We start from the raw sequence: 23,098 nt of genomic DNA on the forward strand, positions 1-23,098 counted from the left end.
CAAGGCTGGATGATACTCAACGGCCCGAAACATCATGCAAAAGGCTATATCGAAGGCTTGGACATGCTCTCGTCTATGCGCCTTTGTGCCACCACACCCATGCAGCACGCCATTCAGACGGCCTTGGGCGGATACCAAAGCATCAACGAATTCCTCCTCCCCGGCGGCCGCCTGCTCGAGCAACGCAACAAAGCATGGGAACTGGTCAACCAGATTCCGGGCATATCCTGCGTCAAACCCATGGGCGCATTGTATATGTTCCCCAAAATCGATACCGAAATGTACAGCATCCATGACGACATGAAATTCATCTACGACTTACTCGTACGTGAAAAAGTCTTGTTCGTCCAAGGCACAGGCTTCAACTGGATACGCCCCGACCACTTCCGTATCGTTACCCTGCCGCCCGTTCATCAAATCGAAGAAGCCATGGACAAACTCAAACGCTTCTTGCAAAACTACCATCAATAAACCTAAACAAAGAGGCCGTCTGAAAAAGCAAACCGCTGTTCAAACGGCCTTTTTAATCAAACAGCAACTTGGCAAAGCCTGCTGACATGCGTATAATCGACCTTACCTATCTGGGGGCGATCTTGGTTTCGACGGGGGTTGCAAAGCAGATGCGGGCATACCGGGGTCTCAGATTTCCCGTTAAACACTGAATTTAAATAGTCGCAAACGACGAAACTTACGCACTGGCCGCTTAAGGCCTGCCGTTGCAGCAGTTGGTCAATGGGCTGTGTAGCGCAAGCTACCGCAACGTCATTCTACATTGACTGGTTTTCTGTCGGGTTACTTGGCAGGAAACGAGATTTAAGGTAACTGGTTCTCTGAAGGCCTGTTGGTCGGCATGATGAGGACGAGATTCTAAATAGACACAACTAAGTATGTAGAACGCTCTGTAGAGGACTTTCGGACGGGGGTTCGATTCCCCCCGCCTCCACCATACCCAATTTTCAGCAGTATCCTGTAATACGCATAAAGCCTTGAGCCATAACGGTTTCAAGGCTTTTTTATTACCTCAAATATGCTGGCGTATGCTTGAGTTTTCATCATTTATGGGGTAACTTTTAGGGTAACTTTTCAGGAATTACCCAAAAAACAAGCCCGAAAAATGGGCAAATTAGCCCTATTTTTTTAAACAAGTTACCCCAAAAACCCATAAAACCAATTATTAACAATGGCTTAATGAGTTTTTAAAAGTTACCCCAAACTGGATTAAAAATGCCTAAACAGACGCTACCGCTTACAGATAGCCAATGCAAAAAACTACAACCGCCGAATCAATTATCAGACGGCGGAGGGTTATATCTTCAAGCAAGGGGAAACGGTAAATACTGGCGTTTTCGTTACTACCGGCCGGGCGACAACAAACGCGATGAAATGCGACTGGGTGTCTATCCTGAAATCAGCTTAAAAGAAGCAAGAGAAAAACGCGAAGAATTGCGCGGGCTGATAGCAAAAGGGATAGACCCTAAGCTACACCAGCAAGACAAAGCACAGAGGCAGGCAGAGCAGCTAAAAAACACATTTGAGGCTATTGCGCGCAAATGGCACAGCGACCAAGTAGCAAAGCCGAATAAATGGAAGCCCGACCATGCACAAAGAGTTATCCGCAGCCTTGAGCTTCATATTTTCCCTGACCTTGCAACACGCAAAATAGACGAAATCATGCCGCTTGAGGTTTTAGGACTGTTGCAGAAGCTGGAATCGGCGGGGAAATATGACACGGCACAGAAAGTTTATGACGTGGTAAATCAAGTTTTCAAATATGCCGTGAAACTTCGCTTGAGCCTGTTCAATCCCGCCGCCGAATTACGGGGAGAGCTGGCAAAGGTGGAACAGAAACATTACCGCTTCATTAAAGACCCGCAAAGGATAGGCGAGATGTTACGGGCTTTTGACGGTTACACCGGCTTTCCGCAAACACGCGCCCTATTACAGCTTTCCCCTTATGTATTTGCCCGCCCTTCCGAATTGCGTTTATTGCGCTGGTGTGAAATTGATTGGGAGGAGCAGCAATACTATAAAGACGGCGTAAACATGAAAAACAAGATAGACCATATTGTCCCCTTGAGCCGCCAAGCCTTAGCAATACTGGACGGCTTGAAACCAGTAACAGGGCATTATGAATATGTATTTTGTAACACCAGCAAAAAACAGCCCTTGAGCGAGGGAGCAATACGAAAAGCATTAGACCGTCTAGGATTCTTGGAAGAAACCACACAGCACGGCTTTAGGCATACAGCCAGCACGATATTGAATGAGATGGGCTATAACGCCGATTGGGTAGAGCGACAACTAGCCCACAAAGACCCCAACACGACAAGGGCAGCCTATAACCATGCGGAATATTTAGAACAGCGCGCCGATATGGTTCAAAAATGGGCTGATTATCTCGATGAATTAAAAGCACATTCAGGCGTATTGCAGGAAACGGCAGAATAAACTATCATCTTAAGCATTACGAAAGAAAACCATGCGGATATTTAGAAACCAGTGGATAACGAAATTTGCCAAGAAGCACAAAATCAGCGATTCCGAGCTAATAGAAGCAGTAGAGCGGGCAGAAGACGGACTGATAGACGCAGATTTAGGCGGCGGTGTTATTAAGCAGCGCATAGCAAGGCAAGGACAAGGCAGAAGCGGCGGTTATCGTAGCCTGATATTTTTCAGGCATGGAGAACGGGCGTTTTTCATGACCGCCTTTGCCAAGAATGACCGCGAAAACATCACGGACAAAGAACTTGCAGAATTAAAGAAAGCCGCCGCCATCATCTTGGCAATGACGGAAACCGACATAGAACAAGCCAAATCAAACGGCACTTTCACGGAGATACAGCCATGAAATACAAAAGCGAGATTTTCGCAGCAATACATGAAACCATGCAGGGTTTGCACGACATCGGCATTATCGACAAAAAAACAATGCGCGATTTTGACAAATCATGCCTGACCGAAATCAAACCATTGAGCGGCGAAGACATCAAGGCAATCAGGGAGCGTGAAGCATTATCTCAAGCAGCTTTTGCCATGTATTTAAACATCGGCAAAAACCAAGTTTCCGAATGGGAGCGGGGTATTAAAAAGCCGAGCGGCGCGGCTTTGAAGCTGCTTACTATCGTCAAAAACAAGGGGATTGAGGCGATTGCCTGATACTGGAAACAGAGCTAAAAATGAATACTCATGATTATTGTCCTAAATGGTTTGATATTTCCAAGTATGAAGAGACCTACCAATGGGGGCGGGAAGATTGGGCAATCGCTTTTGAACATAAAATTTACCACTACAATGAGAATTTAAAATATGACCGTAATCCAGATTTAGGTTATGACATCTGCAATGATTGTATAAACTCTTGGCAATCATTGTTTTTGGGTAATACTGATATTCCAAGAGATTCTAGAGGGATTCCATTAGGCAAGAATCTAATTTCTGATGACATGTACAAAATGCCATTTGAAGACCTAGAGAAAACATCCGCCAATTCTTCCTTTCTCTTTTGCTTTAATGAAGCTGATATTGTCGATTCTGACGGGGAAAAAATGCTACTAGACTGTGTTTCTACCGTAGGGATTCAATTACCTGAACTAGGACAATTCAGATATGAAAAAAAAGCAGGGGCATATAATTGTTTCACGCCGGTTCTGATTAATTTCCAAGAACATACCGATGATGAACTGAGAGAAATGTTTGAGTATTTCTTAAGGCGATACAGAGCATTTCAATTTTACGGCGGCCGTATCACTGGAAGCAAAAAATGCAGCATGACAAGAACATTTAGCGATTCAGAAATAGAAAGCCTAAACCGTTTCAGAGTATTGCCATGCCTAGATTTGCTGATTTGGGAGGTATACACCGGCCAACACTTCACACATGAAGAACTGTTATTCTTACTCTTTGGCGATGGTACAGAAACCGTTATCAACCCAAAAACAGGGGAAGAATGGTTTCCCGATAAGTCCACAATCAAAGACAGCGTATTACCAAAAGCTATCCTATTATTGGAAGCAGTGGCAAACCCTTTCATGCATAGATATGATATTAAATGCAAAGAAATAAATGAGGTAATAGAATTTTAAGATGATTTTATAGATATGTATCAATTACATATGAAAAAGAAACAAAAATAACCTAAGTAAATTTTGAAATTAAAAGAGAGTTTTTTCTCATTTTTTTCTCTCTCGAAAGCCGCCCATTGAGGCGGCTATATTTATGCCTAGCGAAACGCCAGCAACTCGCAGGCGTGATTAACCAAACGGAGGCAATAAATGCACATTATCAATATCGACAGCTTACCTGATACCGCGCAATTAACTATTGCAGAACTTGAGACCAGCCAAGCGAAAGGACGGCGCGGAATCACTCGCTTGAGCAGCAGCCAAATTAGACGACTGGAGGCAGCAGGACAATTCCCGCAATCACGCCAAATCACAGGCACGCGTAGCCGCTTTTATGTAGCAGGAGAAGTGAAGAAATGGCTCACAGAACAGGCAAGCTAATGAAAGGAGAACAGGAGTTTTCGTAACAATACGCGCCCGCGCGCGCGATTGTAACTCAAGACCTGATTTTTAAAAAATAAGACCGCCTGAACGGACATTCAGACGGCAGAAAGAAGAGTAGATTATGAAACTTGATTGTATCAATAACAAACCCAAAACGCCAAGCCAAAGAGAGCGCATTTTAGCCCGATTGAGAAAAGGGAGCGTTACATCATGGGAGCTTTCCCAAATGGGCATACTTGGCTATAACTCACGCATTATGGAACTTCGCAGAGCGGGGCATGAAATCATAACCGTGATGGAAGAAGTGCAAAACCAATTCGGGGCGACCGTGAAACGCGGGCGGTTTTCTTTGCTGGTGTCGGGAAAGAGTAAGACATAACGCCAAAAGCGCGCCTGTATAACGCGCTAAACATGGCATTACCCCTTTTAATTAAAAGCAGAATCAGACGCTTATAAAAATCCGTCTGAAAAGTATTTACAAACACCAAGTAAAACGGCAAGATTAGCTAACCTGTTCAATAGCAGGTCAGCCGTGAGAAGCTGAAACAAACAGGCAGATACAAAACCGCCTAGCGGTTTTTTTGTATCTATCCCCTAGCTTTACCTTTCATGGTGGGCGGGGCAAGGAGGGCGCACGCCCGCTGGTACTGTTTGCCAGTTTCTCACACCTTGCCTTTGCCCGCCGCCCTACCGTGTGAGAACGGAGGAGGCATTAGCCAAACAGAAAGGTAGCACCTCATGAAATCTTCAAATTCTACCCAAATCCAAACCATTCAAAATCAAGCCCAAACGGTAACTATCCCTTTAGAGCTGGCAAACCGCATCATGGACGCGCTGTACTACGGCGGCGAATTTATCGCCAATACGGGCGCAATCATCGACACCATTTGCGACAACATGGCCACCCATTCCGTCCGCAACTCCCCCATAAGTGCGAGCGGAAGCGCGGCACGCCTTGCCACAGTCATTCAAACCCTAGTCCCCCATGCGGAAAACTTGGAATCTTTCGATTTGTCATCCGAGCTTGAGGGATATATTCAAAACCGACCCCATCCCGCGCCCTGACGATTCAGACGGCGGCGGCTACATCTGCAACCAATGCACCCCCAAAGGCGGCAGCGGTTTTGACCTGCTGACGTTGGTGTTTGTTTACAGCTTTACGGAATCTGTAAATCAGGTTTCCGCCCTGCTTGGGCTTTCAGACGGCCTGAAAGAATGGGCTACTTACAGCGTAACCAAAGCAGATTAAGCCCTCTTATTCCCTGAAATTTACCCGCCTTTATGCCGCCTATTTCAGACGGCATAGGGCAAACTTCGCCCTAGTGTTTTCATAACTAATTGATTTTATTAGATTCATGTTTTGAAACACTGGAGGCAGAGCAAAGGATAAAACCATGAAACAGACCAATAAATCCGACCGTTTCCGCCGGTATCTTAACCGCGCCTTGCTGGTGTTTTGGGTGTTGCTTTTGGCTTTGGTAGTCCGAGCCTGTAACCAGCCCGCCCACGCCGACACGGAGCAACTAGAGCAGGAAACGCCCGCGATATGGGAAACAGACCCGACCGCTGGAATTGTTTTAGAGCCGGTATCAGAGGAGGCAGAGCAATGAAAACCATCATGGATAAACTGGCAAACCAACTAAACAGCAAAGAAAAGGCAATCGCAGCGGTGGACGTTATAAGCACCATCTTGCTGATTGTGAATGACGGAGCAAGCCAAAAAGAGGCGATTCATACTGTATCAGTCATAGCCCGCGAAGCTATGGACAGATTCGAGGAGGTAGGAAAATGAAACCAACATACAAAGAAATCAGAGCCGCCGCGCAATACCGCTGGCCGGAAATCCACGCCACTATCGGCATAGACCCGCGATACCTGAAAAACAAACACCAGCCCTGCCCCGCGTGTGGAGGGAAAGACCGTTTCAGATATGACGACAAAGACGGAAACGGCACATTCATTTGTAGCCATTACAACAACGGCGCGGGCGATGGTTTCGGCTTGGTAATGCACTTTTTCGGGTGTGATTTTCAGACGGCCTTAAAGCAGGTTTCAGGCGTTTTAGGCATGGACAATGCAAACCCCTTGCCGATACCGCCCAAACGCCCACAAGCGCAGCCACGCCCCGAAAAAGACCAAATCGAGGAACTGGCCGCATTGTGGAGAAGCACAGAACCTATCCGCCCCGATTCCCCTGTTATCCAGTATTTGAAATCACGCGGTTTGGAGATGGCGCATTTACCCGAAAACGTCCGTTTCCTACCTGAAAAAGACTATTGGACAACGGGAGCGGATAAGCCGCTTTTGCTTGGCCGTTTCCCCTGTATGGTTTGCGCTATCCGCGACATGGACGAAGAGCTACAAGGCTTGCACCTTACCTATCTTCAGACGACCTATGACAAACCATGCGGGGAGGACGGACTACACGCCCCACGCTATCAGAAACTGGCAATCAAAGACCCTGTAACAGGCGAAACATTACCGGCCAAGAAAATGCGAAACCGTAAGCAAGGCAGCATATCGGGGCAAGCCGTCCACTTGTTCCCGATTCCTGAAAATGGCCGTCTTGTCATTGCAGAGGGCATAGAAACCGCCCTTGCCGCCCGTGAATTATGCAAGGCTTACGATTGGGGCTTATGCGCGGCCTTGAGCGCAAACAGCTTGGCAAATTTTCACTTTTTGAACGGTATAAAAGAAATTGCAATTATTGCCGATAACGACACGCCCCGCCCCGTTGGTTACAGAGCCGCTTATGACTTGGCAATGCGAGCCATTAAGCAGGGAATCAAGGCGAGCATATGGCAAAGCAAAACAGCAGGCTATGACGCATTGGACGAACTGAACGAGAAAAAGCAATCAGACAATCATTTCGGAGGACAGACAGCATGAAACATACCGAAACAGCGAAGCAGGAAAGCCCCAACGACTACAACCTTGAGAATATCGAGCCATTCCGCCCACACCCACGCTTTGACACCGATAATCGGGGCGTATGGTGGATAAACGTTAGAACCGACAAAGACGGCGATATTATCGAAGCAGAGCCGCTATTGCTTTCCGACCCTATCGACATCATTGGCACGGGGCAAGACAATGACGGCGCGTATTATCGGATTATCAAGTTTAAAGACAAAATCACACGCCGGCATAAGACCGCCGCCCTGCCACAAGCAGAAATTGCCGGTGGGAAATGCTGGGAGCGTTTGGGGTTTTACGGCTTATTCATTGAGAGCAACCCAACAAAAAGGCGAAAACTGGCAGACTATTTGCAGAAAGAGGGAAGCCAGACAGCCTTTACCATTACCGACCGCGCAGGCTGGCACGAAGACAGCTACATTATGCCCAGCGGGGAAACCATCACAGCGACCGACAAAGACCCCGCCATTATCTACAACGGCGACACCAGCCAAGCAAAGGCATATCAGCCAAACGGAGAGCTTACCGACTGGCAACAAAACATAGCCCGATATGCGGTAGGAAATAGCCGTTTGTGCCTTGCTTTGGGAGCTTCATTTGCCGCCCCATTGCTTTCCCTGTTAAACGAAGAATCGGGGGGCTTCCACTTGATGGGCGATTCTTCAGACGGCAAAACCACAGCCGCAAAAGTAGCCTTGAGCGTATGGGGCAAACCATCAGGCAGCCTGTTATCTTGGAGCGGTACGAAAATAGGCTTTTCCAACACAGCCGCCGCCCGTAATGATGGCTTGCTGGTGTTGGACGAAATAGGACAGGCAAGCCCGCACGTTATCGGCGATACTGTTTATAGCGTTATGAATGGTATCAACAAAGTGCAAGGCGCAAAACAAGGCGGAAACCGCGCTTTAAGCCGCTGGAAAGTGATGATGTTTTCCACCGGCGAAAAGACCCCCGATTCCATCTTGAAGCACCATAAGGGCGATTGGAACGCAGGACAAGCAGCCCGCCTGCCTAGTATCAGAGCAGCCGCGCAATACGGCATTTATGACACATTGCACGGATTTGAAGATGGCGCATTGTTGAGTGAGCATATCGCCCAATCAACAGAAAAATATCACGGAACGGCAGGAAGACTATTTATCCGACAGCTTTTAGACGACATAGAACAAGCCAAACAGCAGGCAACGGAGCGCATGGCCGCATTTATGGCAACCATTCCCGAATTATCAGGACAGGCGCGAAGAGTAGCAAAACGCTTTGCTATCGCCGCCGCTGCTTTGGAACTTGCCGCCCCTGTTACCGGCTTGCCCATAGGTGTAGGCATGGCAGGCGTGAAAAAATGCTTTGATGAATGGCTGGAAGCCAACGGAGCAGGAAAACACGAAGACCGCCGAATCATTGAGCAGGCAGAGGATTTTATCGCCCAACACGCATTAGGCACGCGGTTTATGGAATGGAGCGATAAAAGCACCAATAAAGACCATGCAGGATATAGGAAACAGGAGGGGGAAAAATTGGAATTATGGGTAATCCGCCGTGTCTTTGCCGATGAAATCGCCCAGAGTTTCGATGAAGCGAAAGTTTGCCGCGTATTAGCAGATAATGGATTGTTGAAATATAACCACAAAAACAGAGGCTACCAACACCAGCGGAAAGGCAACGGCTGGTTTCATGTTTTAGCTACAAATATAGAACTGGACGACTAATCATTTACATGGGGTTAATTCCAAAATCCCAACCAAGCCCGCCATGACCAACACAGGCGGGCTTTTTTACGTCCAAACATTCAAGCAGACCTACTTATAAAGCATAAAATCGACAGGAAGCCCCTAAATCTCAAAAATTAGGGCTGTTCAACCCTTTCCCTATACCCTACCCTACCAAATCAACGAAACACGCTTACAGCGCAATTTTAGCCTATTTACGCCATGACCAACAAAGACAGACGAGGAATAAATAATTTCGACACCAATACGCGCGCGCGCGCGTAATCATAAGAATACACCCATGTTTTTTAATGTTTTTTTATACCAATACGCGCGTAATAATGCAGCCCCTTGAATTTTGCGAGCCCATAAAAAAGGAAAGAAGACTAAGACACGCGAAAAGATAAAACCATATGCGCGAGGCAAAATCACTTGTTACCTTTGTTACCACAAAATTTAACACTTATAACTATATGAATATAAATATAAAAACACAGAAAAAACGGTAACAAATGAACATAACTTTACTTGTTACCGATTTGTTACCACTTGTTACCCTTTTATATTCAGATGGTTACGCTTAAAAAATAGGAGCGGTAACAAATGGTAACAAGGTTAAAATATGTGTTTTGTTACCGTGTAAGCCATGACTGGCAAGGCTTTCAGCCATTGGTAACAAGGTAACAAACGATTTTTGCGTTTTTTTGTATATATACGCTTTTTTTTGCGGGCAAATGAACGGCAGAACTGATACAGACAAGAGCAGCCCGAAAGACAATATCGGACGGCTGGAAAAATAGAGCAAACACCAGTATGGGTGTAGGCATATGACTACACCTACCAATATCGGACGGCTGGAAAATAAAGCAAGCAGCAGCCCACAAGACGGCGTGTGATTGCCGGTGTTACAATCAGACCATATTTCACAGCTTGGCAGAAATGCCACAAAATATTTTTGCCCCTGCCACCCAAACAGCTTAAACTGGCAATCTGACAAGGGGTAAATAGTGCCAAAAAATGCCCCTACCTTAAAGTTTTGGGGTAACTTTTGGGGTAACTTTTACCGCAAACAAAAACATTATTATATTTAAATAAATAAGTTAATCTCAAAGTACGATTGACCCCGCCTCCACCAGATTTGAAGCGCAAATTTTTGATTTAAAAAGGTTTGCGCTTTTTTATAAACTTAAACAGGCCGTCTGAAACTTTTAAGACGGCCTGTTTTTGTCTCAAATATCTGAGTGAAAAAACTTTTTCTTTCGATACATTGCCAATAGTACTTTGCTTTAAAAAATTTCAGCCTTACATTTTTCTATCTGATTTCATATTCATTTTACGATGCGGCCTAACCGTTACACTCAATGGCAGATGATCTGACAAATGTTGCCAGTCTTTACTGTTGTGAATTTCAGAATCGATGACATCAAGATTGCGCGTATAAATGCGGTCGAGGCTGAGGATGGGCAGGCGCGAAGGGAAGGTTTTGGGGCGTTTGCCTGTATTATCGACAAATACTTCGTTCAAATCTAATGCACTGCCCAGCTCACGCGCTGATTTCTGCCGCCAGTCATTAAAATCGCCGGCAATAATCAAAGGGCTTTCCGGACGAATGTACCGGCCAACGTAGTCGCTGATGGCTCGGTATTGTTTGAGGCGGTCTGGCTCGCGCAGATTGAGGTGGACGCACAGACACACCAGCGGATCTTCCCAACCTTCGGGTACGACCTCACAATGCAACAGGCCGCGTTGTTCGAGTTTATTAACGCTGATGTTGAGGTTGTTTTCCGTTTTCAGCGGCAGGCGGCTGAGAATGGCGTTGCCGTGGTGTCGTTTGGGATAGACGGCATTTTTGCCGTAGCTGCGATGATAATCGAGGCTGTCGCCGATGATGTCGTAATGCGGTGCATCGGGAAAGTCGGTACGGCGGCTTCTGTTGAGATGTTGTCCTTGGACTTCTTGTAAAAACAAAACATCCGAACCCAATGCACCCAGCGCGTCAGCCATGCGGTTGACTTGCACTTTGCGGTTGAGCGCAGACATGCCTTTGTGCATATTGTAGGAAGTAATGGTAACTGGACGGGGAGACATGATGTGTGATGAAGCGGTTTATTTGTTTTAGTATAGCACCGGAGCGTGTGGTTTTACGGCAATTTTGGTTATACTTGTTTAAAAAATAAAACGGCGTTTTGACAGAGAATTTCCCAATCAAAACGCCTTCTGTTTTTCAGACGGCCTTGCGTCCGAATCAGTTGTTGATTACTTCAACATTGGTTTCAAAAGTAACAGTGTGTTGGTATTTAGATGCGGTTTTGCGTTTCGGATAAGGATATTTGGAAACGCTTTTCACTGCGCGTTCGTCCATTTCAGGATTGCCGCTGGATTGAATGATATTTACGCGGTCAACATCGCCGGCAGGTGTTGTGAAGACATCCATCAAAACGGTTTTAACGCTGCCGTTTTGCGCTTTCATGGCTTCCAGAGTTTCGGTATCGGCTGCTTGAGCAGTACCGAATACAGCGGCAAACAACAGGGCTGAGGCGAGGAGTTTAGTCGTTTTCATGTTTTAGTCCTTATTAGGGTTGTGATTAGGTTAAATATTTCAGACGGCCTGATTCGTCGTTATTTGAAATTCAAAATCGGCCAACCTTTTGCTTTGGCTTCTTTTTCCAGCTCGGCATCCGGATTGACGGCGACAGGTTCGTCCACAATACGCAACAAAGGCAAGTCGTTTTTGGAGTCGCTGTAAAAATAAACTTTACCGTAGCTTTCAAATGTCTCGCCACGCTCGGCAAGCCATTGGTTCAATCGGGTAATTTTGCCTTCTTTCAGGCTGGGCGTACCGACATAGTTGCCGGTATATCGGCCGTCTTCGCCGATTTCAAGCTGTGTACCGATAATGTTGTGAATGCCGAAAAGATGACAGATTGGAGTAATGATAAATTCGTTGGTCGAAGAAATAACCAACATTTCGTCACCCGCCATTTGATGGCTTTGCACCAACATACGCTGCATCGGAGAAATATACGGGACAATATATTCGGCCATAAACTCGCGATGAAACTCAGCCAATTCCTCCTTGCTGAAACGGGCTAAAGGCGCGAGATGGAATTTGAGGAAGGCATCGATATCAAGACAACCGTTTTGATAGTCTTGGTAAAACTTTTCATTTTGCGCCTCGGTTTCAGCCGCATCGACTATACCTTTTTTAATCAGGTATTGCGGCCAGGAGTGATCCGAATCGGTATTGATCAAGGTATTGTCGAGGTCGAAAATGGCAAGGTTTTTCATTGGGTTTCCTGTTGTTTTAAAAGCTGGCGCAAAAGCGGCAAAGTAATGCGCTTGCCCATCATAACGGCGTAGTTGTCGAGGGTATCGAGCATTTGCATCAGGCTGTCCATATCGCGCCGCCAATGGTTCAGCAGGTATTCGAAGATTTCCGGATCGATGGTTACCTGACGGGCGGCAGCCATGCTGACGAGCGCATCGATTTTTTCCCGGTCGGTCAGCGGTTTGACTTCGTAAACCAAGCAATACGCCATGCGTGTGCGCAGGTCTTCGCGGATAACGAGTTGCTGCGGCGTATATTCGGAACTCAAAAGCAAAAAGCCTTTGCCGCTGTTGCGGAAGCGGTTGAATATGGCAAACAGTAAAGCCTGTTCTTCATTATTAAGCTTTTCGATTTGGTCAATGGCAAGATATTCCGCATCCAATGCGGCTTCTGTCAGCGGCGTGGCGGCGGCATCAATATAGAGGGCATTTCGTCCGGCATCGAGCGCCTGTGCGACCCATGCCTGCAAGAGATGGCTTTTACCTGCGCCCTCTTCGCCCCAAACATAGATACATTGCCCATGTTTGTGCTGCAACACATACACCAGCTCGGCATTTTCTGTTCCCAAAAATTTGTCGAAGCCGGGATAATCATGGCTGGCAAAATCGAAGATGAGCTGGTTCACAAAGGCGCACCGGTTAGGTTGAAATCGGCTTTATTTTACGTTGTTTTGCCGTCCACCATCAAGGATAAAGGCCGTCTGAAGCCTATACCTGCAACATATCTGCACTTCTAAACATATCTTGACGCGCTTACGGCATTGGTTTTATTCCGCTTTGGTTTTACAATGTCGAACTTCTCGCCGAAACATTTGTCTGTTCTTTTTCAGACGGCCTTTTTATTTGGGGAACCCTAGTGATTTCTACCCTTATTGATTTCATCCTCCATATCGACCAACACCTTGTCCACCTTTCCTCCCAATACGGCCCGTGGATTTACGCGATTTTGTTTGTTGTGATTTTCTGCGAAACCGGTTTGGTCGTAACGCCATTTTTGCCCGGCGACTCGCTGCTGTTTGCTGCCGGCGGTATTGCGGCCATCGGCGGCATGAACATCCACGTCATGGTATTGCTGCTCTTAGCGGCCGCCATTCTAGGCGATGCGGCCAACTTTATGATTGGCAAATATTTTGGACAAAAACTGTTTGCCAATCCTGATTCCAAAATTTTCCGCCGTTCGTATTTGGAAAAAACCCATGCGTTCTATGAAAAACACGGCGGCAAAACCATCATCATTGCCCGCTTTGTGCCAATTGTGCGGACGTTTGCGCCATTTGTCGCCGGTATGGGCGATATGCACTACGCGACGTTTATCCGTTACAACATTATCGGCGCGGTGTTGTGGGTATTGTCGTTTTCCTATGCAGGCTACTTCTTCGCCAATATCCCCGTCGTCAAAAACAATCTGGGCTTAGTCATGGCGGCAATCATCGTGATTTCGATTTTACCTGCGGTAGTCGAAGTCATCCGTGCCAAACTTAACGCCAAAAAATAACAATCAATCGAAAAGTTTGAAAGTTTAAACACATCAAGGAATTGTCATGCCGTTGCTGTCTATTGAGTTTGCGGTATTCTTTATCGTATTTTTGCCCTTGTACTGGGCATTTGCGCGTTTGCCGCAAGTTCAAAACGTTTTACTTTTGGTTGCCGGGCTAGGCTGGCTTTACCGTATCGACCCTATTTTTGCCGCGCTGATTTTGGTTTACTCGTCTGTGGTTTACCTGGTCAGCGTACTGATGTTTTCTGAAAACGAGAATATCCGCAAATTTTGGCTGGGTTGCGGTATTTCGGCGGCATTGACTGTTTTGTGTTTCTTCAAATATTTCGACTTTTTCCGCCCGATTATTCAGCAATATACGGGGCAAAGCGCCGTCATCGATATCCTTTTGCCCTTGGGCTTGTCTTATTACACTTTCCAATCGCTGGCTTACTTAGTGTATTGCTACCGCAAGCCTAAAGGAGACCGTTTTGAATGGCACGAGCTCCTACTGCATCTGAGCTTCTTCCCCACCATCACATCCGGCCCGATTATCCGTGCGGCCGCTTTTAAAAGCATAGACGGCGAACAAGCGGGCGCATTGGCGCAAATCCGCACCAAACAAGCACGCCAGCTGATTTATCCGGCTTTGGCGGTCGGCCTGATTGTATTGGGCATTGCCAAAAAGTGGTGGCTTGCCGGCGTATTGGCAGAAGGCTGGGTATCGCCTGTTTTTGAAAATCCGGCCCAGTTCGACGGCTGGGGCGTGTTGTCTGCGATTTATGGCTACACCTTCCAACTCTTTTTCGACTTTTCCGGCTACTCGGATTTAGTCATCGGCTTGGCCATGCTGCTCGGCTTCCAGCTGCCGAAAAACTTTGCCGCGCCGCTTCGCGCCATCAACATCCGCGACTTCTGGGACAGATGGCACATCAGCCTGTCCACTTGGATTCGCGACTATATCTATATTCCTTTGGGCGGCAGCAAAAAAGGCTTCGGACGTACCCAACTCAATCTGATGATTGCCATGTTGCTTTCCGGCATTTGGCATGGCTACGGCTGGAGCTTTTTGATTTGGGGCGCGCTGCACGGTGCGGCTTTGGTATTCCTTAACTGCGGCGACAAAATCGTCGGCCGCAATGCCTTAGGCCGTCTGAAAATCGGCAAACCGCTCGCCTGGCTGTTTACCTTCCATTTCGTTTGTTTCGCTTTTGTCGTGTTCAACAGCGCAACGCTTGCCGATACGGAAATGCTGTTCAGCGCATTATTTGCCAATGACAAAGGTTGGAACGCGCCTCTGCCGACCGACCTCATGTTGCTGGGTACATTTGCGATGATGCTTTCGCTGTACCCGTATTTGCTTCGCTTATTTGAAGCATCGGTAAAAGGCTTGGACAAACTGCCTGCATGGCTGTGGTTTATTCCCATCACGCTTATCCTCGCCCTAATTATCATCTTCGCCCCGTCCGGCATTCCCGGCTTTATTTACGCCAACTTCTAAGGAGCAGAACATGAAACGCTTTATCTCCCTGTTTGTTTCTATTCTGCTCAGTGCGGTTGCGCTGACGTGGTTTGCCCAAAACTCCATCAATGCCTATTGGCAGCAGACCTATCATGAGGACAGTCCGCTTGAGCCTTTATCCGAATACGCTTGGTGGCGTATCGGTGCGGATTGGCAACAAAAAGCCTACGAATTTTCAGACGGCCTGAAAGCTTCACTGGAAACGGAAGACGCTTTGGCTTCGGAAGACTCTGGCATTGAAGCAACAAGGCCGTCTGAAAATACGGAAAACATTGAAGTATCCGACAATCAAAAAGACTCTGCTGCTTCCGATGCGACTAACAATACAGATACCACAGCCAGCGAGCCAAGCAATCAGGCTGATCAGTCGGCAACGCAGGTTGTATTGAAAAAAGGCAACAAAGTTTTCTTTGCCGGCGACTCGCTGATGCAGGGCGTTGCACCTTTCGTACAAAAACACCTCAAGCAAGAATATGGCGTACAATCGGTCAACCTCAGTAAACAAAGTACCGGTTTGTCCTACCCCAATTTCTTCGACTGGCCGAAAACCATCGAACAAACTTTGCAAAAAGAACCCGATATCCGCGTTTTGGTTGTATTCTTAGGCCCAAACGACCCTTGGGATTTCCCGATGGGTAAAAAATACCTGAAATTCGCCTCCCCCGAATGGGAGGCAGAATACCTCAACCGCGTCCGCCGTATTCTTGATGCAGCCTCCGCACATGATGTCCAAGTCATTTGGCTGGGCATTCCTTACATGAAAAAAGCCAAGCTCAATGAACAGATGCGCTACCTCGACAAAATCCTGTCGGGTACGGTGTCGCCTCAAGCCATTTGGTTGCCTACCGACAAACTGTTGAGCAATGGCGCAGAAGAATATGCCGACTCTGTCAAAGTAGATGGAAAAATCATCCGTTACCGCAGCAAGGACGGCATTCACTTTTCCGCAGAAGGCCAAAAACTATTGGCCGGAAAAATTATGGAAAAAATTAATTTTACACACGATACACAACCATGAAATTTAATAAAACCTTACTCCTCACGCTTCTCGCACTCCCTATTACCGCCTGCGCAACCAATGACGGCCTGTTAAGCAACTACGGCTCCAACCACCCTGCCTGGCTGAACAAACTGCAACAGCTCAACCATACTTCAGACGGCAAATTCCGCATTATCCAAGTCGGCGACTCCCACACCGCCGGCGACTATTTCACCGACCGCCTGCGCCGCCGTTTACAACAACAATGGGGCAACGGCGGCATCGGTTGGGTTTATCCCAACACCGTCAAAGGCCAGCGCATGGCAACCGTCCGTTACAACGGCAGCGGTTGGAACACCATCAGCAGCCGCAAATCATACAGCGATTTTTCTTTCGGCGGTATTGAAGCACGCGCCGATGGCGGCAGCGTTACCTTAAGCGCAGCCGACGGCAGCATGGATATGCAACAAATCTCCATTTTCGGCAAACCGGTTTGGTCAGAGCAAACCCTGACCGTCAACGGCCGCGAAATCCCTGCCACACAAAACGGCTGGCAACTGTTGCATACCAACGCTTCCCTGCCGATGACCCTCAGCAGCAGCATGCCTTGGCAAATCGGTTTCATTAATATCGAACGCCCCGGACGCGGCGTAACCGTTTCCGCCATGGGCATCAACGGCGCGCAGTTATCCCAATGGTCAAAATGGCGGCCGGGTATGTGGGAAGATTTGGCACAAACCAAAGCCGATTTAATCATCCTTGCCTACGGTACCAATGAAGCCTTTTCCGGCAATCTCGATATTTCCTCTACCGAACGGACATGGCGCAATTACATCCGTCAAATCAAAAACACCCTGCCCAACGCAGGTATCCTGATCCTCGGCGCTCCGGAATCTTTGAAAACCGCCTACGGCAGCTGCGGCAACCGTCCGGTCTTGCTCAGCGAAGTACAACAAATGCAGCAACGCGTTGCCCGTGACGAAAAAATCATGTTCTGGTCTTGGCAAGATGCAATGGGGGGCGCATGCAGCATGAAAAGCTGGATGGCTCAAGGCTTGGCAGCCAAAGACGGCGTTCACTTCTCTGCACAAGGTTACGAAACTGCAGCCGATAAGCTTGCCGACAGCCTGATCCGCTTTGCCCAATAAATTGGCCAAAGCCTAAGTATTTTTCATTAACAGTAAACAAAAGGCCGTCTGAAATTAATATTTCAGACGGCCTTTTGTGTATCACTTATTCAGCAAACTGCTTAATTTTTAAGCTAACATATTGCTGCTCATGCGTTGCGTTTGATTTTCCGTGAAACGAACCAATCCTGCCTGCTTGTCAAAGCCTAATGGCTTGGCGACAAGGCGGTTGGGCAGCTTGTTTAAATGATGGTTGTAACTTCCGGCTCTGCGGTTGTAAGTACGGCGTGCTGATGCAACTTCCGCTTCTGCTGCATCCAGCATTTCCATCAAACCCGCCAATTGCTCATCAGGATACTGTTTCAAAAGACCGTTGACGGCAGTTTGCAATTTTTTCAACGCATGATTCAATGCTGTTTCGGCTTCACACAGATGTTTGATTTTGGACTCGGAAAATGTTTTGGCAGTTTGCGCCAATGCAGTTTCGACTTCGGCACACATCTGCTGAACGTTTCGATCCGATGCAATGCCCTGCTCTTGCAGATGTTTGCTGTATGCATCCAATACATGACGGACGGCCTGATGTCGGCAGTCGAGCGCAATGCGCAAAGAGACAAAGGATTCGCGACAGTCTTTTTTGCGGTCTTTCAACTGTTGTTTGAAATACAATAAGACGGCGGCGATTGATACGAAGATAAGTGCAAGACTAATAATGCCCATAGTGAGTTCCCTAGTTATGATGCCACTCATATCGGTGGCTGATTTTATTAACATCGATTATAATCCAATTTCAATATTTTTTCCCAATTTTCATAAAAAAGGCCGTCTGAAATTCAGACGGCCTGAAGTTTATATTTCTATTTCAATGCTTTGACTTGATGTCAATAACCCACACTTCTGATTGCGAACCCAAACGCAAGGGAATGCCCCAGAAGCCGTAGCCCGAAGTGGTGAAGAAATGGCCGTTGCCGATCGCCTCATAACCGTAAGCAAGACGATAAAGCGTACGGACGATAAGGTTGGCAGGTGCAACTTGGCCGTTGTGGACATGGCCGGAGACCTGCACATCAATCGGCAGCCGGGCATGGGTTTCGATTGAAGTAGGACGGTGGTCCATCAATAAAACCGGTAATCGGGTATTTTGACCTTCTAAAAGCTGCTCCGCACTAGGACGCTTGCGATCCAAATCATCGCTCCGCCCTACCAGCAACACACCATTCACTTCCAAAACCTGATTGGCCAAAACCGTCAAGCCTGCAGCTTCCAATTCATGTTTGATACGCTTCTGATCGCGGAACCAGTCATGATTGCCCAAAGTGGCATAAACGCCCATCGGCGCAGTCAGCTTCTGCAAATGTGGTTTCATGTTTTCTTTAAGGTAGGCATCGACGGTATCGTCCATCAAATCGCCCGGCAGCAACACTATGTCGACTTTTTCCCGCTTCATGATGTCCGTCAACTTGTCCAATTGACGCGCGCCAAACAAAATCCCCAAGTGCAAATCGCTGGCCACGCCGATACGCAGCGGCTTATCCATTTTCTTATTGATGAATACAGTCTGATGGCGGACCACGGGCGTATAGGCGTTATACATCCCCAAACCGAGCAAACCGGCCACAAACAAAGGCGCAAACAGCCGCAGGCTTCGAGAAAGCGGTTGGCGTGCCACAAAACGGCGCAGCAAAAGATACAGGATAAATGTCACCAACGCGGCATACATCACAAACAGCAAGATTACCATCCAAAACGCCACCACGCGGAACATCATATGCCCCAACTCCAGCAGCAAGCCGATCAACAAGCCGTTTGTAATGAAATAGGAAATACCCATTAGCCAACGTCTGCCAACTTTGCCAATCCAAGGCGCAAACAGCCATTGCAGTGAACGCCCAAGCCCGAATGTAAACACTTGCAACAGAATGACGCTCACAAAAAACATCTTACCAAACATGACTTTCCGGCCCTAAAAAAATCAAAAGGCAGATTTTAGGCCGTCTGAAACTTTCAGTGTATAATCTCCCGCGTAAAAACCCATAATATTTTGAAAGGAATCATCATGAGCCACCCTCAATCAGCTATTATTCCTGATCACGCACAAGCCGGTATTTTTATCGAAGCAGACATTTCAGACGGCCGCAACGAAGACATCAAATCTGCCTGCCGCCTTTCTTTGGAATCCTTGGCCAAACTGAAAACCCGTTTTCCAAATGATATTTTGGGTTTGACCATTGCCTTTGGCAGCCGCGCATGGCAATCGTTCGGCCATACTGACGAAGGCAGCGAAATCAAACCTTTCCCTGAATTGGGCAACGGCCTCGCCCCCTCCACCCAACACGATCTCTATATCCACATTCAAGCCACCGAGCAAAAAGCCGCCTATGCCTTAGCTCAATCTGTTTTAGGCGCATTCGGCGACAGCATCCGCGTATCCACTGAAGAACACGGCCTGCGCCTGTATGAAGACCGCGGCTTGGACGGTTTTGTCGATGGTACGGAAAATCCGCAGGGCGATGACAATGTGCGCAATGTCGCCATTATTCCCGAAGGCAAGCCCGATACCGGCGGCAGCTATGTTTTGCTGCAAAAATACCTGCACGATTTAAAAAAATGGGATGCCGTCCCTACTGCCGAACAAGAAGCCAGCGTAGGCCGCAGCAAAGAAACCAATGATGAATTCAACGAAGACGTGCGCCTGCCCGACTCCCATCTCGGCCGCGTCAATGTCAAAGAAAACGGCGTTGACTTGAAAATTGTCCGCCGCAGCCTGCCCTTCGGCAAAATCAGCGGCGAACATGGTTTGATGTTCACTTCCTATTGCAACACGCTGCACAATATTGAAGTTCAGCTGCTCAATATGTTCGGCGATGCAGACGGCAAAACCGACTTACTGCTGAAATATTTGTCTAAAGCCGTATCAGGTGCTTACTACTACGCGCCTTCTGTCGAGCGTTTGCAAAATCTTTAACGGCTCACAGGCCGTCTGAAAAAACCTGCTTTTTCAAAGGCAGGTTTTTGTTATTTAAATTCCCTTAATATTTTTATGGTATTATCATAAAAATTTATCCCATTGTTGCTTAATAAACCCTGATTGCAGACAAGGATAAAAACTGATACGCCCCAAGCAGCTATTTTCGATAAAATAAACCCAATTATTATCCCTATAAAATTACGACACCATGTACAAATCCCGCCTTCTTCCCCTGCCCGTATTGATTCTCTCCGCGCTAAACGCCTATGCGGCCAATACACCGAATCCGCTTAATCAAATCGATAAAAACGTACCCAACCAATTCGACAAAGACTTCCGCGACAATCTCGATCAGATTCATTCGGTCGAAATCCAAAAACGCGAGCAGTCGGCATGGGATTTACAGAAAAAACAAGATAACGACACGGTTGCACAAGAGGTGCCGTCTGAAAACAATACCGAATGTTTGGATTACACCGGTATCGAACTTTCCGGCATTACGCTCATCGATTCCAAAAAGATTGAAGCCAAGCTCCCCAAATGCATCAATCAAAACAACATCAACCAACTGAACCGGGATATCGTTGCCGAATATATCGCTCAAGGCTATCCGCACACGCAAATCAAATTTGAAACCACGCCTGAGCGTGTTTTGAAATTAGCAGTCATCGAAGGCAAAATCCGTGAGATTACCGGCGGCTCCCGTACAGTCAACGTCGACACCCTCTTCCCCAATCATCAAGGCAAACCGCTGAACATTCAATACCTCGACCAAGGTATCGAACAGGCAAACCATGTTGCTGGCAACAACGTCAGCATCGATGTTTATCCGCATGATGACGGCACCGCCTCAATCCAACTCAACAACGATGCCGAAAAACATTGGGGCGGCAGCGTCACCATTGACAATAAAGGCAACAAACCCAATACCACGACACTGCGCGGCAGCCTGAATGTCGGCAGCCCGTTGGGATTGAGCGACTCCCTTTATCTAAACGGCTATACCAATCTAAACAACCACGACAGCCATTACAGTCGCGGCGGCAGTATGTTCTATCAAGTTCCTTATGGTGCATGGACATTCAGCACTTACGCCGCCGCGTCGCAATCGCAAAGCATCTTAACGCCCAGCGTAACACGTTATGCCTACCGCTCCCAATCCAAAGCGGCAGGAATCAAAGCAGACCGCGTATTCTCACGCAGTCAAAAACATATTACCTCCGCCTATATCGGCATCGATTATGTGAAACAGACTGCAAAATTTGCCGACAGCAAACTGGAATTGCAAAGCCCGGAAGTCTATTCGACACAAGTCGGCCTATCGCATACAGCCATCCTGCCAAACGGCATTTGGCTCAACAATATCGGCGTGGAACAAGGATTTGCGAAAAATACCGAACACACGCCATTCGACAAGCGTTATACCTCTGTATCCTTGCAGAGCAATTTGATTCAAAACCGTCCATTGGGTAAATGGATCGTGCGCAACCATCACCAAATAGACGCCCAATATAGCCCGCATGATTTGTTTGCCGCCAAAGAAATGGACATCGTCGGTTATCAAAATGTACGCGGTTTCCGTTCAACTTCTTTGAGCGCAAACAGCGCAGTCTTGTTGAGCAATACCGTTTATTTCCGCCGCAATACGCCCCACGGCATCTATATCGAGCCTTATCTGGGCGCAGACATCGGCGTTGCCAAAAACAATAACGAAGGTTCGCAACGTGCCATGGGCTTAGTGGCAGGTTTGAATTTGGGCAAGGCGGACAAATGGCAGCTTTCTGCCGACTACGGCAAAGGTTTTGCGCGCATGCCCAACCAATCAAACAGCGAAAAACAGGATCATGTGACTGTTTCTTTACGCATTCCATTTTAAAGTTATGTAAATATATATCCTTTTATCCAATATATAAACCGCCCATCTTACCGTTATTAATTTTCCATTAATATCAATGAGATGGGCGGTTTTTATTTGCATTTGAAATAGTGCACACAAGGCCATACTGGTGGTATGATTGTAAAAAAATTCATAACAATGTTAATACATTCAAAAATTTCCTCAACAGAAATCCAATACCCGATATGGGATTTCTGATTCAATCTCCATCACGATAAATAAGGATTAAAATCCATGAAAATCGACACTTTATATCAGCCTAAGCTCTCAGCTTCCGGCAAAGTAACTGTCGCCGTGTGCTTTGCATTCCTGGGAAATGCAGCGGTAGCCGCCAATATCGAAGCCATCGGCCAAACTTCGGTACAGCAGCAACACAATGTTGACATCGTCAACATTGCCGCACCGACGGCTCAAGGTCTTTCTCACAACCAATATAACAAGTACAACGTTTCCCAACACGGTGCCGTTTTGAATAACGCCCTGTCTGCCGGTAAATCCCAACTGGCCGGAAACCTGTCTGCCAACAAAAACTTCCAAGGTCAGGCCGCATCTGTGATCTTGAATGAAGTGGTCAGCAAAAACCCTTCCCTGATCTTGGGTCAGCAAGAGATCTTCGGTATTGCCGCAGACTATGTTTTGGCAAACCCTAACGGCATTACCCACAACGGCGGCAG

At 47.2% G+C, this 23,098-nt stretch carries 28 protein-coding genes and 1 other RNA gene; 22 read left to right on the top strand and 7 right to left on the bottom strand.

Annotated elements, in window-relative coordinates; all coding sequences use genetic code 11:
* From ACTHS3_RS00930 to ACTHS3_RS00995, 14 genes are all read left to right on the top strand, one after another.
* Positions 1–471: aminotransferase class I/II-fold pyridoxal phosphate-dependent enzyme (locus ACTHS3_RS00930; protein ID WP_440366854.1), on the top strand; the 471-nt coding region annotated here is incomplete at its 5' end.
* A gap of 112 nt (positions 472–583) precedes the next feature.
* Positions 584–946, top strand: a transfer-messenger RNA (tmRNA) gene (ssrA, locus tag ACTHS3_RS00935).
* Positions 947–1,224: 278 nt separating this feature from the next.
* Positions 1,225–2,448 carry a tyrosine-type recombinase/integrase gene (locus tag ACTHS3_RS00940; protein WP_440366856.1) on the top strand — a complete coding sequence of 408 codons (1,224 nt, stop codon included), beginning with the start codon at positions 1,225–1,227 and terminating at the stop codon, positions 2,446–2,448.
* A 31-nt stretch (positions 2,449–2,479) separates the two neighbouring features.
* Positions 2,480–2,848: a type II toxin-antitoxin system RelE/ParE family toxin gene (locus tag ACTHS3_RS00945; RefSeq protein WP_440366858.1), complete on the top strand. Its 369-nt coding sequence runs from the start codon at positions 2,480–2,482 to the stop codon at positions 2,846–2,848.
* On the top strand, positions 2,845–3,156 hold the full coding sequence (locus tag ACTHS3_RS00950) for a helix-turn-helix domain-containing protein (protein WP_070460005.1): 312 nt from the start codon (positions 2,845–2,847) through the stop codon (positions 3,154–3,156). Before ACTHS3_RS00945 ends, ACTHS3_RS00950 begins: the two co-directional genes overlap by 4 nt.
* Positions 3,157–3,176: 20 nt before the next feature.
* Positions 3,177–4,082: a DUF6387 family protein gene (locus ACTHS3_RS00955; protein ID WP_314512553.1), complete on the top strand. Its 906-nt coding sequence runs from the start codon at positions 3,177–3,179 to the stop codon at positions 4,080–4,082.
* 189 nt (positions 4,083–4,271) lie between these two features.
* Positions 4,272–4,502 carry a helix-turn-helix transcriptional regulator gene (locus ACTHS3_RS00960; RefSeq protein WP_049344708.1) on the top strand — a complete coding sequence of 77 codons (231 nt, stop codon included), beginning with the start codon at positions 4,272–4,274 and terminating at the stop codon, positions 4,500–4,502.
* A 124-nt stretch (positions 4,503–4,626) separates the two neighbouring features.
* A complete protein-coding gene (locus tag ACTHS3_RS00965) occupies positions 4,627–4,884 on the top strand; it encodes a helix-turn-helix domain-containing protein (protein ID WP_440366860.1) in 258 nt (85 codons plus the stop codon).
* Between the two features lie 359 nt (positions 4,885–5,243).
* Positions 5,244–5,570: a hypothetical protein gene (locus tag ACTHS3_RS00970; protein ID WP_440366862.1), complete on the top strand. Its 327-nt coding sequence runs from the start codon at positions 5,244–5,246 to the stop codon at positions 5,568–5,570.
* Complete coding sequence (locus ACTHS3_RS00975) at positions 5,530–5,754, top strand: hypothetical protein (protein WP_315612122.1); 225 nt, start codon at positions 5,530–5,532, stop codon at positions 5,752–5,754. The genes ACTHS3_RS00970 and ACTHS3_RS00975 overlap by 41 nt, the downstream gene beginning before the upstream one ends.
* Before the next feature lie 145 nt (positions 5,755–5,899).
* Complete coding sequence (locus ACTHS3_RS00980) at positions 5,900–6,115, top strand: hypothetical protein (protein WP_049351938.1); 216 nt, start codon at positions 5,900–5,902, stop codon at positions 6,113–6,115.
* Positions 6,112–6,297 carry a polyribonucleotide nucleotidyltransferase gene (locus ACTHS3_RS00985; protein WP_070837406.1) on the top strand — a complete coding sequence of 62 codons (186 nt, stop codon included), beginning with the start codon at positions 6,112–6,114 and terminating at the stop codon, positions 6,295–6,297. Before ACTHS3_RS00980 ends, ACTHS3_RS00985 begins: the two co-directional genes overlap by 4 nt.
* The gene (locus tag ACTHS3_RS00990) at positions 6,294–7,394 is read left to right on the top strand and encodes a DUF7146 domain-containing protein (RefSeq protein WP_440366865.1); all 1,101 of its coding nucleotides are present in this window, start codon (positions 6,294–6,296) and stop codon (positions 7,392–7,394) included. The genes ACTHS3_RS00985 and ACTHS3_RS00990 overlap by 4 nt, the downstream gene beginning before the upstream one ends.
* A complete protein-coding gene (locus ACTHS3_RS00995; RefSeq protein WP_440366866.1) occupies positions 7,391–9,127 on the top strand; it encodes a DUF927 domain-containing protein in 1,737 nt (578 codons plus the stop codon). The genes ACTHS3_RS00990 and ACTHS3_RS00995 overlap by 4 nt, the downstream gene beginning before the upstream one ends.
* Positions 9,128–9,707: 580 nt before the next feature.
* Here ACTHS3_RS00995 and ACTHS3_RS01000 read toward each other — a convergent pair.
* The 5 genes from ACTHS3_RS01000 to hda all read right to left on the bottom strand — a co-directional run bounded on the left by ACTHS3_RS01000 (position 9,708) and on the right by hda (position 13,080).
* The gene (locus ACTHS3_RS01000; protein ID WP_440366868.1) at positions 9,708–10,124 is read right to left on the bottom strand and encodes a hypothetical protein; all 417 of its coding nucleotides are present in this window, start codon (positions 10,122–10,124) and stop codon (positions 9,708–9,710) included.
* Between the two features lie 305 nt (positions 10,125–10,429).
* Complete coding sequence (locus ACTHS3_RS01005; RefSeq protein ID WP_039862165.1) at positions 10,430–11,215, bottom strand: endonuclease/exonuclease/phosphatase family protein; 786 nt, start codon at positions 11,213–11,215, stop codon at positions 10,430–10,432.
* Positions 11,216–11,372: 157 nt separating this feature from the next.
* Positions 11,373–11,687 (bottom strand): TonB family protein, encoded by a 315-nt coding sequence (locus tag ACTHS3_RS01010; protein ID WP_004519868.1) that lies wholly within the window; start codon positions 11,685–11,687, stop codon positions 11,373–11,375.
* Positions 11,688–11,746: 59 nt separating this feature from the next.
* Positions 11,747–12,415, bottom strand: a complete 669-nt coding sequence (locus ACTHS3_RS01015) for an HAD family hydrolase (protein WP_004519869.1) — start codon at positions 12,413–12,415, stop codon at positions 11,747–11,749.
* Positions 12,412–13,080 carry a DnaA regulatory inactivator Hda gene (gene hda, locus ACTHS3_RS01020; protein ID WP_004519871.1) on the bottom strand — a complete coding sequence of 223 codons (669 nt, stop codon included), beginning with the start codon at positions 13,078–13,080 and terminating at the stop codon, positions 12,412–12,414. The genes ACTHS3_RS01015 and hda overlap by 4 nt, the downstream gene beginning before the upstream one ends.
* Here hda and ACTHS3_RS01025 point away from each other — a divergent pair.
* The 5 genes from ACTHS3_RS01025 to ACTHS3_RS01045 all read left to right on the top strand — a co-directional run bounded on the left by ACTHS3_RS01025 (position 13,048) and on the right by ACTHS3_RS01045 (position 17,580).
* Positions 13,048–13,191, top strand: coding sequence for a hypothetical protein (locus tag ACTHS3_RS01025; protein WP_004519870.1), 144 nt, complete (start codon positions 13,048–13,050; stop codon positions 13,189–13,191). The genes hda and ACTHS3_RS01025 overlap by 33 nt on opposite strands.
* Positions 13,192–13,310: 119 nt before the next feature.
* Complete coding sequence (locus ACTHS3_RS01030) at positions 13,311–13,949, top strand: DedA family protein (RefSeq protein WP_004519872.1); 639 nt, start codon at positions 13,311–13,313, stop codon at positions 13,947–13,949.
* Between the two features lie 46 nt (positions 13,950–13,995).
* Positions 13,996–15,432 (top strand): MBOAT family O-acyltransferase, encoded by a 1,437-nt coding sequence (locus ACTHS3_RS01035; protein ID WP_049336334.1) that lies wholly within the window; start codon positions 13,996–13,998, stop codon positions 15,430–15,432.
* Between the two features lie 10 nt (positions 15,433–15,442).
* Complete coding sequence (gene patB, locus ACTHS3_RS01040; RefSeq protein WP_440366872.1) at positions 15,443–16,471, top strand: peptidoglycan O-acetyltransferase PatB; 1,029 nt, start codon at positions 15,443–15,445, stop codon at positions 16,469–16,471.
* Complete coding sequence (locus ACTHS3_RS01045) at positions 16,468–17,580, top strand: SGNH/GDSL hydrolase family protein (protein ID WP_004519876.1); 1,113 nt, start codon at positions 16,468–16,470, stop codon at positions 17,578–17,580. The genes patB and ACTHS3_RS01045 overlap by 4 nt, the downstream gene beginning before the upstream one ends.
* 108 nt (positions 17,581–17,688) lie before the next feature.
* On the opposite strand, the gene ACTHS3_RS01050 is transcribed toward ACTHS3_RS01045, so the two are convergent.
* A complete protein-coding gene (locus ACTHS3_RS01050) occupies positions 17,689–18,309 on the bottom strand; it encodes a LemA family protein (protein ID WP_234395834.1) in 621 nt (206 codons plus the stop codon).
* Between the two features lie 112 nt (positions 18,310–18,421).
* The gene (locus ACTHS3_RS01055) at positions 18,422–19,510 is read right to left on the bottom strand and encodes a metallophosphoesterase (protein ID WP_070504789.1); all 1,089 of its coding nucleotides are present in this window, start codon (positions 19,508–19,510) and stop codon (positions 18,422–18,424) included.
* A 105-nt stretch (positions 19,511–19,615) separates the two neighbouring features.
* Between ACTHS3_RS01055 and ACTHS3_RS01060 the strand changes: the two genes are divergently transcribed.
* The 3 genes from ACTHS3_RS01060 to ACTHS3_RS01070 all read left to right on the top strand — a co-directional run.
* Positions 19,616–20,524: a Dyp-type peroxidase gene (locus tag ACTHS3_RS01060; RefSeq protein ID WP_049343964.1), complete on the top strand. Its 909-nt coding sequence runs from the start codon at positions 19,616–19,618 to the stop codon at positions 20,522–20,524.
* 211 nt (positions 20,525–20,735) lie between these two features.
* Entirely contained in the window at positions 20,736–22,403 is a 1,668-nt protein-coding gene (locus ACTHS3_RS01065) for a ShlB/FhaC/HecB family hemolysin secretion/activation protein (RefSeq protein WP_049343965.1), read from the top strand.
* Between the two features lie 255 nt (positions 22,404–22,658).
* Positions 22,659–23,098: two-partner secretion domain-containing protein (locus tag ACTHS3_RS01070; RefSeq protein WP_440366874.1), on the top strand; the 440-nt coding region annotated here is incomplete at its 3' end.

Source organism: Neisseria sp. P0009.S007, from assembly GCF_051962515.1.

What these genes read in the sequence shown, in the direction of transcription:
- ACTHS3_RS01025 (WP_004519870.1), top strand. Translation starts at nt 13,048, where the DNA reads ATGGCTGGCAAAATCGAAGATGAGCTGGTTCACAAAGGCGCACCGGTT.
- ACTHS3_RS01045 (WP_004519876.1), top strand. Translation starts at nt 16,468, where the DNA reads ATGAAATTTAATAAAACCTTACTCCTCACGCTTCTCGCACTCCCTATT.
- ACTHS3_RS00960 (WP_049344708.1), top strand. Translation starts at nt 4,272, where the DNA reads ATGCACATTATCAATATCGACAGCTTACCTGATACCGCGCAATTAACT.
- ACTHS3_RS01065 (WP_049343965.1), top strand. Translation starts at nt 20,736, where the DNA reads ATGTACAAATCCCGCCTTCTTCCCCTGCCCGTATTGATTCTCTCCGCG.
- ACTHS3_RS00965 (WP_440366860.1), top strand. Translation starts at nt 4,627, where the DNA reads ATGAAACTTGATTGTATCAATAACAAACCCAAAACGCCAAGCCAAAGA.
- ACTHS3_RS01005 (WP_039862165.1), bottom strand. Translation starts at nt 11,215, where the DNA reads ATGTCTCCCCGTCCAGTTACCATTACTTCCTACAATATGCACAAAGGC.
- ACTHS3_RS00970 (WP_440366862.1), top strand. Translation starts at nt 5,244, where the DNA reads ATGAAATCTTCAAATTCTACCCAAATCCAAACCATTCAAAATCAAGCC.
- ACTHS3_RS01060 (WP_049343964.1), top strand. Translation starts at nt 19,616, where the DNA reads ATGAGCCACCCTCAATCAGCTATTATTCCTGATCACGCACAAGCCGGT.
- ACTHS3_RS00955 (WP_314512553.1), top strand. Translation starts at nt 3,177, where the DNA reads ATGAATACTCATGATTATTGTCCTAAATGGTTTGATATTTCCAAGTAT.
- ACTHS3_RS00980 (WP_049351938.1), top strand. Translation starts at nt 5,900, where the DNA reads ATGAAACAGACCAATAAATCCGACCGTTTCCGCCGGTATCTTAACCGC.
- ACTHS3_RS01050 (WP_234395834.1), bottom strand. Translation starts at nt 18,309, where the DNA reads ATGAGTGGCATCATAACTAGGGAACTCACTATGGGCATTATTAGTCTT.
- ACTHS3_RS00945 (WP_440366858.1), top strand. Translation starts at nt 2,480, where the DNA reads ATGCGGATATTTAGAAACCAGTGGATAACGAAATTTGCCAAGAAGCAC.
- patB (WP_440366872.1), top strand. Translation starts at nt 15,443, where the DNA reads ATGAAACGCTTTATCTCCCTGTTTGTTTCTATTCTGCTCAGTGCGGTT.
- ACTHS3_RS00940 (WP_440366856.1), top strand. Translation starts at nt 1,225, where the DNA reads ATGCCTAAACAGACGCTACCGCTTACAGATAGCCAATGCAAAAAACTA.
- ACTHS3_RS01015 (WP_004519869.1), bottom strand. Translation starts at nt 12,415, where the DNA reads ATGAAAAACCTTGCCATTTTCGACCTCGACAATACCTTGATCAATACC.
- ACTHS3_RS00950 (WP_070460005.1), top strand. Translation starts at nt 2,845, where the DNA reads ATGAAATACAAAAGCGAGATTTTCGCAGCAATACATGAAACCATGCAG.
- ACTHS3_RS01035 (WP_049336334.1), top strand. Translation starts at nt 13,996, where the DNA reads ATGCCGTTGCTGTCTATTGAGTTTGCGGTATTCTTTATCGTATTTTTG.
- ACTHS3_RS00995 (WP_440366866.1), top strand. Translation starts at nt 7,391, where the DNA reads ATGAAACATACCGAAACAGCGAAGCAGGAAAGCCCCAACGACTACAAC.
- ACTHS3_RS00990 (WP_440366865.1), top strand. Translation starts at nt 6,294, where the DNA reads ATGAAACCAACATACAAAGAAATCAGAGCCGCCGCGCAATACCGCTGG.
- ACTHS3_RS01010 (WP_004519868.1), bottom strand. Translation starts at nt 11,687, where the DNA reads ATGAAAACGACTAAACTCCTCGCCTCAGCCCTGTTGTTTGCCGCTGTA.
- ACTHS3_RS00985 (WP_070837406.1), top strand. Translation starts at nt 6,112, where the DNA reads ATGAAAACCATCATGGATAAACTGGCAAACCAACTAAACAGCAAAGAA.
- ACTHS3_RS01055 (WP_070504789.1), bottom strand. Translation starts at nt 19,510, where the DNA reads ATGTTTGGTAAGATGTTTTTTGTGAGCGTCATTCTGTTGCAAGTGTTT.